Origin of the sequence: Limosilactobacillus sp. (genome assembly GCF_041859915.1) — a bacterium.
Taxonomy (GTDB): Bacteria; Bacillota; Bacilli; order Lactobacillales; family Lactobacillaceae; genus Limosilactobacillus.
This window is the reverse complement of the sequence record NZ_JBFLGB010000019.1, coordinates 1-13,782: the sequence shown is the minus strand read 5'-3', so window position 1 is coordinate 13,782 and position 13,782 is coordinate 1. Positions and strand designations below refer to the sequence as shown.

The following is a 13,782-nucleotide window of genomic DNA, read 5'->3' as shown; positions in this document are numbered from 1 at the left end:
TCGTTTTACCGCCACACTTCAAGCTGTAAGGCGGTTTTTCTGGTTAAAGGGAGAAAAGTCATGTGTACATCAATTATTTATACTGCTGGGGATCACTATTTTGGCCGCAATCTAGATCTTGAGGTATCATTTGGTGAAGAAGTCGTTATTACCCCACGAGATTATCCATTTGAATTTCGCAAATTGCCAACACTAAACCATCACTATGCCATTACAGGAATGGCTTTGGTTCAAGATAATTACCCACTTTATTTTGATGGCGCTAATGAAGAAGGGCTTGGGATGGCTGGATTGAATTTTGACGGTCCCGCGCACTACTTCCCGGTTAAGTCAAATAAGCACAATGTTTCACCATTTGAATTTATTCCTTACGTCTTAGGGCAGTGTAAGGATGTCGCTGAAGCTAAACAATTACTAGCCAATGTTAATTTGGTTAAGATTAACTTCTCTGACCAACTACAATTATCACCATTGCACTGGTTATTAGCAGATCGGCATGGAGCTTCAATCGTGGTCGAATCAACCAAGACGGGTTTGCATATCTATGACAACCCAGTTGGTGTTTTGACTAATAATCCTGAATTTCCTCAACAGATGACCAACTTAGCTAATTATCAGAGCATTTCGCCGGCTGAGCATACTAATACTCTGGTTCCGGGAGTGAGCTTGGATAACTATAGCCGTGGGATTGGCTCTCACCTATTACCAGGAGGAATGGATTCTGAAAGCCGCTTTGTTAAAGAAGTCTTTACCAAGGCTCATGCACCACGAGGCACTCGAAACGAAGAAAATGTTACCAATTATTTTCATCTTTTACATGCTGTAGAGCAACAGAAGGGCCTCGATGAGGTGGCTCCACAAACTTTTGAGTACACAATCTACTCCGATTGTATTAACTTAACTACCGGGACCTTTTACTACACGACCTATGATAATAATCAGATTAACGCCGTTATGTTAAACAACATGGATTTGAATAGCGAAGAGTTGGCTAAATTCCCGCTGGTGACTAACCAACATATTAACTTCCAGAATTAAAGTTAAATGTTCATTGTGATAATTTGAAGGATATCGGACTTCATGGTTATTTTAACTGTGAGGCCCATTTTGGGTTATAGGTAAGTTAGTGGGGTCGACCAGCAAGCTGTGATATAATCAAAAAAGAAACTAACTACTAAAGGAGCAATTTATTAATTGGTGGAAAAAAACGATGAAATTGAACAGGAATTTCGGATTGATAGTCCTGAAATTGAAGTTGGCATTCTAGGACCTCAAGATAAGTTTGTTAGTCTCATCGAACAAGGGATGGAAGTTACCATCAATCCTTTCGGTGATAATCTAAAGGTCAAGGGTCGTGAAGAAGATGTCAAATTGACTGTTGATGTCTTCCATGCTTTGATTAATCTTCTTAATCAGGGAATCCATGTTCACAGTACCGATGTTGTCAGTGCAATGAAGATGGCTCATCGGGGGACTTTGGAATACTTTGCTGACCTTTATAGTGAAACGATCATTAAGGACCGTCGTGGGCGTGCTATTCGAGTGAAGAATTTTGGCCAGCGTCAATATGTTAATGCGATGAAGCATAATGATATTACCTTTGGAATTGGGCCTGCCGGGACAGGGAAAACTTATTTAGCCGTTGCCATGGCAATTGCTGCCCTGAAGCGTGGTGAAGTGGAACGCATTATTATTACTCGTCCGGCCGTTGAAGCTGGTGAAAGTCTTGGCTTCTTGCCTGGCGACCTTCAAGAAAAGGTTGATCCTTATTTACGGCCTATTTATGATGCCTTGAATGATATTTTTGGAGCTGATCATACCCAACGATTAATGGAACGAGGGGTAATTGAGATTGCTCCGCTGGCCTACATGCGAGGACGGACGCTTGATGGGGCCTTCATCATTCTTGATGAGGCTCAGAATACAACTAACGCTCAGATGAAGATGTTCCTAACCCGGTTTGGCTTTGGCTCTAAAATGGTGGTAAATGGAGATATTTCCCAGATTGATCTCAAGCATGGGGTTCGTAGTGGATTAGTTAGTGCTCAACGAATTTTGCAAAATGTTCGCTCAATTAAATTTGTGACCTTTAGCGCCGAAGATGTTGTTCGTCACCCTGTCGTTGCCCGAATTATTGATGCTTATGAAGCGGCAACGGTTAAGCAGACCAATAAAAAGAAAAATAAGGAGGGGCAGCCTAATGGATCTGACAATTTACGATCAAACGACTGATGGAATTAGTGCTGATCAACGAACACTAATTAATCGAGTGTTACAGTTTGCGGCTAAAAAGCTACAATTAGCTGATGATACCGAAATGTCAGTAACCTTGATGAATAATCCAGCAATTAAAAAGCTCAATGCCAAATACCGGCATGTTGACCGGGCAACTGATGTGCTTAGCTTTGCTGCCGAGGAAAATGGCGATGAGACACCGATTATCATGGATTCAGCATTAGCGGCTGAACTGCCGACAAACCTTGGTGATTTATTTATCTCCGTCGACAAGGTGGCCGAACAAGCCAAATTCCTTGGACATTCAACCGCTCGTGAATTAGGGTTCTTAGTGGTCCATGGCTTCCTTCACCTTAATGGCTATGATCATGTCAAACCGGAGGATGAGAAAAAAATGTTTAGTTTGCAACGGGAGATTCTCGATGAGTATGGGCTCAAACGATGATAACCACCAGGTGACTAAAAACCACCACCTAACTCAGGCAATGGGGCATGCCTTTGATGGCATTGTGACGATGCTCAAAGAAGAACGTAACATGCGCTTTCATATTTTGGCTGCTTTAGGTGCCGTCTTAGTGGGATGGTGGTTGCAAATCAGTACAGAAGACTGGTTATGGATATTACTAGTAATTTTTCTGGTTTTTGCAGCCGAATTTTTGAATACGGTTACCGAAGCCGTTACCGACTTACTGGTTAGTCATCATTACAATATTGATGTTAAAAAAGCGAAAGATGTTGCAGCCGGCGGAGTTTTACTAGCAGCGTTATTTGCCTTAGCAGTTGGCGCTATTATTTTTATTCCCCGATTATTAGTATTACTTAGATAGGAAGTAACGTTATGGATAATCCAAATTACAAATCAGGCTTTGTGGCCTTAATTGGTCGTCCCAATGTGGGTAAATCAACTTTGCTGAACTATATTGTTGGCCAAAAGGTAGCTATTATGAGTGGGGTTGCCCAGACGACACGAAATAAGATTCAGGGTATTTATACTAGTAAACAGGCTCAAATTGTCTTTATTGATACACCGGGTGTTCATAAACCAGCCAATAAGCTTGGTAACTTCATGGAGCGTTCAACCATGTCAGCTCTAGATGATGTTGATGCCGTTCTCTTTGTGGTTAGTGCTACTGAGCAACGAGGAGCAGGAGACGATTTTATCATTAAGCGTCTTAAAAAGGTTCAGCGGCCAATCTACTTAGTAGTTAATAAGATTGACCAGGTTAGCCCTAACGACTTACCAGGGATTGTGGCTCAATATCAGAATTCCTTGCCGTTTAAGTCTGTCGTGCCAGTTTCGGCTCTCCAGGGAAATAACGTTAACGGCCTGATTGATCAACTAGTGGCCGGCTTACCTCATGGCCCCCAGTATTATCCTGCTGACCAGATCTCTGACCACCCCGAACGATTTGTGATTGCCGAAATGATTCGTGAGAAGATTTTCATGCTGACCCGTGATGAGGTGCCACATTCTGTCGCCGTTGATGTTACCTCGGTCAAACGAGAAGATGCGGAACATGTTCATATTTCTGCCAATATTATTGTGGAGCGCCCTGGCCAAAAGGGAATTATTATTGGCAGACGTGGTCAGATGCTAAAGAAAATTGGCACCATGGCCCGTCATGACATTGAGCATTTGCTCGGTGATAAGGTTTTCCTTCAACTTTGGGTAAAGGTGGTTCCTGGTTGGCGGGATAAATCAACACTGTTAAAGGATTATGGTTACCGTGATAAGGACTATTAACTTAAAAGGAGGACTTAGCCGTGGCCCGCGAAACAACTGATTTTCGAGGGATCATTATTTATCGACAGGATTATCGGGAACGAGACCTGCTGGTTAAAATGTTGACTGATAAAATTGGCCCGGCAATGTTCTTCGTTCGTGGTGCTAAAAAGCGTGGCTTTCGATTAGCAGCCGATATCTTGCCCTTTACCCATGGGACCTATATTGGTTCTTTGGCTGATGATGGGTTAAGTTTTATTAATGTTGCTTCTGAAACTCACCAATATCACCACATCGTTACTGATTTGACTCGTAATGCTTATGCAACCTACATTTTATCTCTTGCTGACCATGCTTTCCCAGATCATCATGGTATCGGTGGATGGTTTGACCAAATAGCAGCAGCTTTAGAGCGGATTGACCAAGGGGTGTCCCCTCAAGCGGTGGCTAGTGTGATTGCTATCCAGTTATTGACGATGTTTGGGGTGGCGCCTAATTGGGATCAGTGCGTAATTTGTGATCGAGATCAGTGGCCGCTCGATTTCTCTGAGCAGTATGGTGGGATGCTCTGCGATCGACATTGGTACCTTGATCCACATCGTCTCCATCTTGATCGTCGAACTATTTACTTTTTGCGACGTTTAGCACATGCTAATTTACAAAAAGTAAAAACCATTAAAATTAATCCAGTTACCATGCGTCGTATTCAGACAGTTATTGATATGCTTTATGATGACCAGGTTGGCTTGCGTCTTAAGAGTAAGCACTTCATCAATCAGTTGCAGCGGATTGAACAAAAAATGGGGAAATTACCTACAGACGATTGACAATTTGGGGGACACTCTCTATTATTAAGTACGTATCAATTTGAATACTGGCGATGACGGAGAAAAATGACAATAAAAATCGGGTCAGCGAGCAAGAGTAGGTGTGAGTCTTGTACGATGGATTGTCAATAGGCCCTCTATCAGCTGACTAAACTAAGCTGTTTTGCAAAATGCAAAAAAGCAGGGTGGAACCGCGAATTTAATTTCGTCCCTGTAGTTACTATGACCTAGTAACTGCAGGGACGTTTTATTTTAAGAAGGGAAGAATGACGATGACAACGAAGAAATTGAGTGTTCAAGATATCATTTTTACGCTTGAACGCTATTGGGCAAAGCAAGGTTGCATGTTAATGCAAGCCTACGACACCGAAAAAGGAGCTGGAACGATGAGTCCTTATACTTTTTTACGGGCAATCGGGCCAGAGCAATGGAATGCGGCCTACGTTGAACCTTCACGGCGACCAGCGGATGGTCGGTATGGCAAGAACCCTAATCGTTTGTACCAGCACCACCAGTTCCAGGTGATCATGAAACCATCACCGGATAATATTCAAGATCTTTATTTGGGTAGCTTAAAAGAACTAGGAATTGATCCATTAGAACATGATATTCGTTTTGTTGAGGATAACTGGGAGAACCCTTCGATGGGTTGTGCCGGTGTTGGCTGGGAAATCTGGCTTGATGGAATGGAGGTTACCCAGTTTACCTACTTCCAGGTCGTTGGTGAATTGCCAATGCACCCGGTTGCTTCCGAAGTTACTTATGGTTTGGAACGGTTAGCTGAATATATTCAAAATGTTGATTCCGTTTACGACCTTGAATGGGCCGATGGGGTTCTTTATGGCGATATCTTTAAGGAACCGGAGTACGAACATTCTAAATATGCCTTTGAAGAGAGCAACCAAGAGATGTTATTGAAATTCTTCAATGATTACGAAGCCGAAGCTAAGCGTTTAATTAAGCTTGGGTTAGTTCACCCTGCTTATGATTATGTCCTTAAATGCAGCCATACCTTTAACCTCTTGGACGCCCGAGGTGCTGTTTCCGTTACTGAACGGGCTGGTTACCTACATCGGATTCGTATTATGGCAAAGTCAATTGCCAAAGCCTTCGTAGAGGAACGACGTAAGCGAGGCTTCCCATTGATTCATGATGATAAGTTGCGGCAAAAGACCTTGGCTGAGTACACTAAGCGGGCCGAGAAAGCTAAGCAACGGGCCGCTAAGCGAGCTGCTAAAAAGGCTAAGCAAGCACAAAAAGTGCAAAAGGGGGACAAGTAATAATGGCTAACACATACTTATTAGAAGTCGGTGTCGAAGAAATGCCTGCCCACGTGGTAACACCGAGCATCAAACAATTACATCAACGAGTAGCTGACTACTTAAAGAAGGAACGAATTACGTTTGGTCAAATTCGAGAATTTGCTACACCACGGCGGTTGGCACTCTTGATTGCTGACCTAGGTGATAAACAGCCAGACGTGGATACTTCCGTTAAGGGCCCTGCCAAAAAAATCGCTCAAGATGCTGATGGTAACTGGACTAAGGCCGCCATTGGTTTTACCCGTGGTCAAGGGGCAACAGTTGATGATATTGAATTTAAGGACGTAAAGGGTACCCAGTACGTTTTCGTTGAAAAGCATATTGCTGGTAAGCCAGTTGCTGATGTCTTAAAAGGTTTACCAGACATCATCACTTCAATGACTTTCCCAACTTTGATGCGCTGGGGCTATAATAACTTACAATTTATTCGACCAATTCGCTGGTTGGTCTCACTGCTTAACGACCAAATTGTTCCATTCAAAATTTTAGACATTGAAGCCGGTCGCACTACTCGAGGGCACCGTTTTCTAGGTCATAATATTGAACTCAAACAGGCTGCCGATTATGAAAAAGCCCTCCATGATGATTATGTGATTGCTGATCAAGCTAAACGAAAACAGTTAATTGTTGATCAGATTGACGCGATCGTCAAGAAAAACAATTGGGTTATCAATAAGGATGCCGACCTGTTGGAAGAAGTCAATAACTTAGTTGAATGGCCAACCGCCTTTGCGGGTTCTTTTGATCCTAAGTATCTAGCCTTGCCAGACGCCGTATTGATTACTTCTATGAAGGATAACCAACGTTTCTTCTACTTACGTGATCATGAGGGTAAGCTGTTGCCACACTTTATTGCCGTTCGAAATGGTAATAGTAATTACCTTGATAATGTCATCAAAGGAAATGAACGGGTTCTGGTACCACGGTTGGAGGATGCTAAGTTCTTCTATGATGAAGATCAGAAGATTAGCATTGATCAATATGTGGAACGTCTGAAACGGGTTAGTTTTCACGATAAGATCAGTTCAATGTATGACAAGATGCAGCGAGTTGCTGTAATTGCCCGATTGCTTGGCCAACGTCTAGGCTTAAGTAATGATGAACTAGCAGATCTGGACCGGGCCGCTCATATCTATAAATTTGATCTGACTACTCAGATGGTTGGTGAATTTGCCGAATTGCAAGGAGTCATGGGTGAAATCTATGCAAAACTTTTTGGCGAAAAGGAGGATGTAGCTGCTGCTATTCGTGAACACTACATGCCAATTTCCGCTGAAGGCGAATTGCCGCAGTCGACAATTGGTGCTGTCTTAGCGATCGCTGATAAGCTTGATAGTATCATCAGTTTCTTTGCGGTCGGGATGATTTCAAGCGGTTCTAACGATCCATATGCGCTTCGTCGTCAGGCTTTCGGAATTGTTCGCATTATTAATGATCGTAATTGGCACCTACCACTATTAGGAATTCAACCAGCACTGCAGACTGCTTTTGACCAGGCCGGTATCAAACTACCATATGACCTCAATAAAAATAGTGATCAAGTCCGTGCCTTCTTCCTGGATCGGTTGAAGCAGCTTTTTGGTAGTGAAAAGTTGCGTCATGATATTGTTGATGCGGTAACTGATACCCAAGTTGATGATATTGCCGATGTTATCGATGCCGCTCAAGCTATCGATGCCCACAAGGATGATGCAGACTTTAAGGAAAGCGTTGAGGCCTTAACCCGGGTATTGCGAATTGCTAAGAAGGGTCAATTTGGTAGTGAAGTAAAGGTTGATCCGGCATTATTTGCTAATCCGTCTGAAAAGAAACTCTATCTAGCAGTCGATAAGGTACAGACCGGTTTTAGGAAGCGGACTGTTGCTGAAAACTTTGCTGCATTGCGGGCTTTAGCACCAATAATTAGCGAATACTTCGATGAAAACATGATTATGGATAAAGATCAGGCTATTCGGCACAATCGCTTGGCTCAGTTAACCATCTTGTCACGCTTGGCCGGGATTGTTGGTAATCTGGATAATCTGATTGTGAAGTAAGCATTATGTTTGTAATTCGTGAAACTTGTGGTAACATATAAATTAAGTGAATTATGGATAAATGATTGATTGGAGGGTCGCATGCCGTTGGGTTGCGGCCTTTCGTTACTGTTCGTGAACTATCAAGTGGGGTGATTCAATGGCCAGAATACCACGTGAGACAATTGATCAAATACGTAATTCAGTTGATATTAGTGATGTTATCGGTCAATACGTACAATTAAAGCGGGCGGGTAAAAGCCTAACTGGCCTTTGCCCTTTTCATGAAGAACAAACTCCTTCATTTTCGGTTAATGTGGAGAAACAGTTTTACCATTGTTTTGGTTGTGGCGCCAGTGGTAACGTTTTTCAATTTTTAATGGACTATAAGCATATTGGCTTTATAGAGGCGGTTCAAGAAGTTGCTAAGTTTGGTGGAGTCAAGCTGCCAAGTCAATATATTCACCCGGGAGGCCGTCAGCCACGGGTGGTAGATAGTGAAACGGCGAAGTTAATGGACTTGCATCAACGAGCAACGCAACTTTATCACCATATCTTGGTTAATACTCCAGCCGGTGAGCCTGCTCGTAAATACCTGCAAAAGCGGGGGATGAATGCAGACCTCATTGATCGCTTTGGGATTGGTTTTGCCCCTGTTCAGCGAATTCTAGCTCCCTTTTGTGAAAAGGCGGGAATTGATTATCAATTGATGCGTAAATCGGGCCTTTTTACTGAAAATCAAACGGGACAGCTTCAGGATCGCTTTGTTGAGCGGGTAATGTTTCCCATTCGAAATCGACAGGGGCAAGTGATTGCCTTTTCTGGTCGATTGTTGAGTACCGAGGGGACCGACTTACCTAAGTACTTAAACAGTCCCGAAACACCAATTTTTAATAGGCGCCGTACCCTCTTTAATCTTGATTTAGCGCGGAAAGCAGCTCGCAAAGACGGACGCCTTTATCTCTTTGAAGGTTTCATGGACGTAATCTCGGCTTTTGGTGCCGGAGTAGAAAATGGAATTGCCTCAATGGGAACTAGTTTTACTGAGGAACAGGTGCAGGTTATTAATCGGACAACGACTCAGTTGGATATTTGTTATGATGGTGATTCGGCCGGTCAGCATGCCATTGACCGAGCACTCGGTCTCGTTCGTGATCATACCGATGGTCATCTTAGAATTCGGGTGGTTCAATTGCCAGCGGGCATTGATCCTGATGAATTTGTTCAGCAACGTGGTGCGGCCCATTTTCGTTCCTATGTTAAGGATCAGGAAGAGACACCGACTGATTTTTACTTACGTTTCTTACGGAATGGGAAAAATCTTAATAATCAGCAAGAGCTTTTTCAATATTTGGACGCTGTCTTGAAGGAGATTGCGCGTTTGAAAACCCCATTGGCTCAGGATATGTATTTGAGTCGGTTAGCGGATCAATTTAAACTAGATAAAGCTGCCTTGCAAAGTCAATTGACCCAAGTACAAAGCAAATTACGAATGCAGTCCACCACCCCAGCTCAATCATACCGTCGACAAGCAGCGGTGAATTTTGCTCCCCCGGCCCAAGAACCAACAACACAGGTTGATCGGACTGCCCTGGCTGAACAGTTCTTGTTACGTTATATGCTCCATGATTCAAATGTTTGGAGCCATGTGCGAGCAGTGGATGGCTTTCACTTCGTCCACGAGAAATATGAGTCACTTTACATGGTTGCCAGCAGCTACTTTTCAGAATATGGTGATTATAGTACGGCGCGCTTCTTGGATTACTTAGCTGATTATCCTGACTTGCGAGCGGCACTCAGTCAAATTGAACAGTTGAATGTTAACCCAGCCGTGGAAAATCAGCTGATCGATGATTGTATTAGTATTATAATGGAACAGACTCCATTGCAGGAACGGATTAAGAAGGTTAAAACTCAATTAAAGGAAGCTAGCACCCTAAATAATACCGAATTAACTACCCAATTAACGATTAAACTTGTCAAGTTATTAAAAAAGCAACAACAGTATAAAGCGGAGGAGACTAAATAGTATGGCAAAGAGTAAAAAGAAAAACCTTGTGATTTCTAATAGTGACAACTTTAACCAACAAAAATATGATACCGCTGTTGGAAAACTAATTCGTCATTATAAGAAGCAGAAGGAAGTCAAATATGACGAATTAAATGACCAAATTGCCCAACCCTTCGAATTGAATGCAGCGGGGATTGATAATCTCTTACAAAATGTTGAGGATGCTGGAATTAGTGTCGTTGATAGTCATGGTGATCCAGATCCACGGGCGTTGAAGGCTACTGAAAAATTGTCTCAAAAAGCAATGAAAGATACCTCCGCACCAACCGGTGTAAAGATTAACGATCCTGTTCGGATGTATTTAAAGGAAATTGGTCGAGTCAGTTTACTAACGGCCGACCAAGAAGTTCAGCTGGCGTTGCGGATTGAAAAGGGTGATGAAGAAGCTAAGCAAGAGTTGGCTGAAGCTAACTTACGATTGGTGGTTTCGATTGCTAAGCGGTATGTTGGCCGGGGAATGCAATTCTTGGACCTGATTCAAGAAGGTAATATGGGCTTAATGAAAGCCGTTGAAAAGTTTGATTATCGGCGAGGCTTTAAGTTCTCAACCTACGCAACCTGGTGGATTCGACAGGCAATCACCCGTGCAATTGCTGATCAGGCACGGACAATCCGAATTCCTGTTCACATGGTTGAAACCATTAATAAGTTGATTCGAATTCAACGGCAATTACTTCAGGATCTTGGTCGGGAACCATTGCCTGAAGAAATTGGTGCTGAGATGGATATGCCAACTGAGAAGGTTCGTAATATCTTAAAGATTGCGCAAGAACCAGTTTCATTGGAAACGCCAATTGGTGAAGAAGACGACTCTCATCTTGGTGACTTCATTGAAGATCAAGGTGCTACGAGTCCGGCAGACCATGCGGCTTATGAAATGATGAAAAAGCAGTTGGAAAATGTCCTTGATACTTTAACTGATCGTGAAGAGAATGTTTTACGATTGCGGTTCGGCTTAGATGATGGTCGAACTCGTACCTTGGAAGAAGTCGGCAAAGTCTTTGGGGTTACTCGAGAACGGATTCGGCAGATTGAAGCTAAGGCTCTGCGTAAGCTGCGTCACCCATCACGGTCGAAGCAATTAAAGGATTTCTTGGAGAATTAACTGCTCCTATAAGTTAAAGAACGTGAAAAAGCTACTTTGACATGAAAAGTTGAAGTAGCTTTTTTGGTTGTAAAGTTAGAACTATATTAAATAAAAATTAGAAAATCCTTGACCATTCTTTAGATAAATAATAAAATTAATTTAATTTGATAAGTAAAGAGGGAATGAAGTTATGCCTGAATTAGCAGCTGATTTACGAGGAACAATTAACCATAAGCTGGATGCACAGAAGCCATCTGGTATTCGTGCTTTTGATGCTGAAGTTTCTAAAATCCCGGGAATAATTAAGTTGACCATTGGTGAACCGGATATGGATACTCCAGAACATGTTAAGCAAGCGGCCATTAAAAGTATTCAAAATAATGACTCACACTATGCTCCCCAGGCTGGGAAGCCGGAACTTTTAAAAGCAATTAGTAAGTACCTTAAAGACACGCGGGGAGTTGATTATAATCCAGAAAATGAGATTATTTCCACGGTAGGTGCTACTGAAGCTCTAGTGGCTGCTCTATTTTCGTTGCTTAATACTGGTGATAAGGTAGTCATTCCAACACCAATCTTTTCATTGTATTTCCCATTGGTTGCAATGACTGGTGCGACAGCAGTTCAGGTTGACACTTCTGCCGATGACTTTATTTTGACTCCAGAACACCTAGAAAGGGTTCTGCAACGTGAAGGAAAGGGTGTTAAGGTCGTCCTTTTGAATTATCCTACTAACCCAACTGGGCGTGAATATCCTAAGGAAACTTTGCAGGGGTTAGCTCAAGTGATTACTAAGCACCACCTTTATGCTATTGCTGATGAAATTTACAGTGACCTGGTTTACGGGGTTAAGCACTATTCGATTGCCTCAATGATTCCGGAACGGACCCTTTTCATTTCCGGATTGTCTAAATCTCATGCCATGACCGGTTACCGGTTAGGCTATGTTGCTGGGCCTGCCGAGATTATTGCTAGCATTCATAAGATGCATGCTTATTTAGTAACGGCTGTTACTGATAATGTTCAGGCAGCAGGAGCCGAAGCATTGAGTAATGGTCGCAAAGACCCATTGGCTTTCCGGAAAATTTATGAACAGCGGCGAGACATGATCGTTGCCGGTCTAAAGAAACTGGGCTTCAAGTTGGCAACACCAGAAGGAGCTTTTTATGTCTTTGCCAAGATCCCGGATCAATTTGGTAAGGATGATGTTAAGTTTGCCTTGCAGTTAGCTAAGGAAGCTAAAGTAGGGGTTACTCCTGGGAGTGCCTTTGGTGCAGGTGGCGAAGGTTATATTCGACTTTCCTATGCCGCATCTGATGAAAACATTCAAGAATGCTTGAAGCGAATCGGTGCATTTATGAAGAAGTTAGGTTAAAAATAATAAATAAAACTGTTTCTGATTGTCCAGTCAGAAACAGTTTTTTTGTTATAATATATAAAATGAGTTAAAAGTAGTAAAGAAGGGTATTAATTTGGACGAAAAGCATTTATCGCAACGCCTGGTTACGGTTGCCAATTTTGTACCAATAGGTGCTCGGTTAGCTGATATTGGTTCTGATCATGCTTATTTACCAGCAGCCTTGGCATTAAGAAAGCAAATTAGTTATGCGGTGGCTGGGGAAGTTGCTCCAGGTCCCTATAATAATATGGTTCGTGAGATTGCCAGCCATAGTTTGACAGAAACGATAAAACCTCGACTAGCAGACGGGCTTGCTGCCATTGAGCCGAGTGACCGAATTAATACGGTAGTAATTGCCGGGATGGGTGGTATTTTAATTACTAAGATTTTGACTACTGGGCAGGCTCGGTTGGCTGGTGTTCGCCGGCTGGTACTTCAGCCTAATGTGGGAGCGCCCCGCTTGCGACAATGGTTGATGCGGCATCGTTACCAGATCATGGCTGAACGGATCTTGGCAGAAGATGATCATATTTATGAAGTCATTATGGCTGAACCTTCAATAGTTCCGTTTCGTTATAGTGACTATGAATTAACTTTTGGACCACTCCTTTTAGAGAAGAAGGGGCCGGTTTTTGCTGCTAAGTGGCATGAATACTATCATCGTCAAATGGAGGTCATTCATCAGATGAAACAAGCCCAGAAAGTGCCAGTCAAGCGTATTCAGGAATTAAATGCTAAATTAGCTATGGTGAAGGAGGCCCTTGAAAATGACAACGGGGAATGAATTAATTAATCGGTTTGAACGGTTTGCCAGTCCAGCATTGGCAGAAAACTGGGACCACGTAGGCCTACAAGTTGGTAACCCAGATCGACCAATTAAACGATTGATGACCACCCTAGATGTTCGACCAGAAATAGTACAAGAGGCTATCAATCAGCATGTGGATTTTATCTTTGCTCACCATCCAGTTATGTTTCATCCGGCTAAGGACCTGGATACTCGAAATCCACAAAATGCAATGTATGCCGAGCTCCTAGCTCATCAAATTACTGTTTATGCTGCCCATACTAATCTGGATACGGCGAATGGCGGGATGAATGAC

General features: G+C 42.8%; 13 protein-coding genes. All 13 read left to right on the top strand.

Features of this window, described 5'->3' with window-relative positions; translation table 11 throughout:
- Nucleotides 1-60: 60 nt before the first annotated feature.
- A complete protein-coding gene (bsh, locus tag ACEYV4_RS04210; protein ID WP_373842162.1) occupies nucleotides 61-1,038 on the top strand; it encodes a choloylglycine hydrolase in 978 nt (325 codons plus the stop codon).
- A 159-nt stretch (nucleotides 1,039-1,197) separates the two neighbouring features.
- Nucleotides 1,198-2,232, top strand: coding sequence for a PhoH family protein (locus tag ACEYV4_RS04205; protein WP_373842176.1), 1,035 nt, complete (start codon nucleotides 1,198-1,200; stop codon nucleotides 2,230-2,232).
- Nucleotides 2,201-2,680 (top strand): rRNA maturation RNase YbeY, encoded by a 480-nt coding sequence (ybeY, locus tag ACEYV4_RS04200; RefSeq protein ID WP_373842161.1) that lies wholly within the window; start codon nucleotides 2,201-2,203, stop codon nucleotides 2,678-2,680. The genes ACEYV4_RS04205 and ybeY overlap by 32 nt, the downstream gene beginning before the upstream one ends.
- Nucleotides 2,658-3,062: a diacylglycerol kinase family protein gene (locus tag ACEYV4_RS04195; protein WP_373842160.1), complete on the top strand. Its 405-nt coding sequence runs from the start codon at nucleotides 2,658-2,660 to the stop codon at nucleotides 3,060-3,062. The genes ybeY and ACEYV4_RS04195 overlap by 23 nt, the downstream gene beginning before the upstream one ends.
- Before the next feature lie 11 nt (nucleotides 3,063-3,073).
- Nucleotides 3,074-3,979, top strand: coding sequence for a GTPase Era (era, locus tag ACEYV4_RS04190; protein WP_373842159.1), 906 nt, complete (start codon nucleotides 3,074-3,076; stop codon nucleotides 3,977-3,979).
- 20 nt (nucleotides 3,980-3,999) lie between these two features.
- Nucleotides 4,000-4,785 carry a DNA repair protein RecO gene (gene recO / locus ACEYV4_RS04185; RefSeq protein WP_373842158.1) on the top strand — a complete coding sequence of 262 codons (786 nt, stop codon included), beginning with the start codon at nucleotides 4,000-4,002 and terminating at the stop codon, nucleotides 4,783-4,785.
- 272 nt (nucleotides 4,786-5,057) lie between these two features.
- A complete protein-coding gene (gene glyQ / locus ACEYV4_RS04180) occupies nucleotides 5,058-6,065 on the top strand; it encodes a glycine--tRNA ligase subunit alpha (protein ID WP_373842157.1) in 1,008 nt (335 codons plus the stop codon).
- 2 nt (nucleotides 6,066-6,067) lie between these two features.
- Nucleotides 6,068-8,143: a glycine--tRNA ligase subunit beta gene (glyS, locus tag ACEYV4_RS04175; RefSeq protein ID WP_373842156.1), complete on the top strand. Its 2,076-nt coding sequence runs from the start codon at nucleotides 6,068-6,070 to the stop codon at nucleotides 8,141-8,143.
- Nucleotides 8,144-8,282: 139 nt separating this feature from the next.
- Nucleotides 8,283-10,151, top strand: a complete 1,869-nt coding sequence (gene dnaG, locus ACEYV4_RS04170) for a DNA primase (protein ID WP_373842155.1) — start codon at nucleotides 8,283-8,285, stop codon at nucleotides 10,149-10,151.
- Nucleotide 10,152: 1 nt separating this feature from the next.
- On the top strand, nucleotides 10,153-11,298 hold the full coding sequence (rpoD, locus tag ACEYV4_RS04165; protein ID WP_373842154.1) for an RNA polymerase sigma factor RpoD: 1,146 nt from the start codon (nucleotides 10,153-10,155) through the stop codon (nucleotides 11,296-11,298).
- A gap of 172 nt (nucleotides 11,299-11,470) precedes the next feature.
- Nucleotides 11,471-12,655, top strand: a complete 1,185-nt coding sequence (locus ACEYV4_RS04160; protein ID WP_373842153.1) for an aminotransferase class I/II-fold pyridoxal phosphate-dependent enzyme — start codon at nucleotides 11,471-11,473, stop codon at nucleotides 12,653-12,655.
- 97 nt (nucleotides 12,656-12,752) lie between these two features.
- Complete coding sequence (locus ACEYV4_RS04155) at nucleotides 12,753-13,463, top strand: tRNA (adenine(22)-N(1))-methyltransferase TrmK (protein ID WP_373842152.1); 711 nt, start codon at nucleotides 12,753-12,755, stop codon at nucleotides 13,461-13,463.
- On the top strand, nucleotides 13,447-13,782 hold a 336-nt coding region (locus ACEYV4_RS04150), incomplete at its 3' end, for a Nif3-like dinuclear metal center hexameric protein (protein ID WP_373842151.1). The genes ACEYV4_RS04155 and ACEYV4_RS04150, both read left to right, overlap by 17 nt.

Excerpts from the sequence above, each read along its gene's own strand:
- dnaG (WP_373842155.1), top strand. The coding sequence starts at position 8,283 with ATGGCCAGAATACCACGTGAGACAATTGATCAAATACGTAATTCAGTT.
- rpoD (WP_373842154.1), top strand. The coding sequence starts at position 10,153 with ATGGCAAAGAGTAAAAAGAAAAACCTTGTGATTTCTAATAGTGACAAC.
- ybeY (WP_373842161.1), top strand. The coding sequence starts at position 2,201 with ATGGATCTGACAATTTACGATCAAACGACTGATGGAATTAGTGCTGAT.
- ACEYV4_RS04160 (WP_373842153.1), top strand. The coding sequence starts at position 11,471 with ATGCCTGAATTAGCAGCTGATTTACGAGGAACAATTAACCATAAGCTG.
- era (WP_373842159.1), top strand. The coding sequence starts at position 3,074 with ATGGATAATCCAAATTACAAATCAGGCTTTGTGGCCTTAATTGGTCGT.
- glyQ (WP_373842157.1), top strand. The coding sequence starts at position 5,058 with ATGACAACGAAGAAATTGAGTGTTCAAGATATCATTTTTACGCTTGAA.
- ACEYV4_RS04195 (WP_373842160.1), top strand. The coding sequence starts at position 2,658 with ATGAGTATGGGCTCAAACGATGATAACCACCAGGTGACTAAAAACCAC.
- glyS (WP_373842156.1), top strand. The coding sequence starts at position 6,068 with ATGGCTAACACATACTTATTAGAAGTCGGTGTCGAAGAAATGCCTGCC.
- bsh (WP_373842162.1), top strand. The coding sequence starts at position 61 with ATGTGTACATCAATTATTTATACTGCTGGGGATCACTATTTTGGCCGC.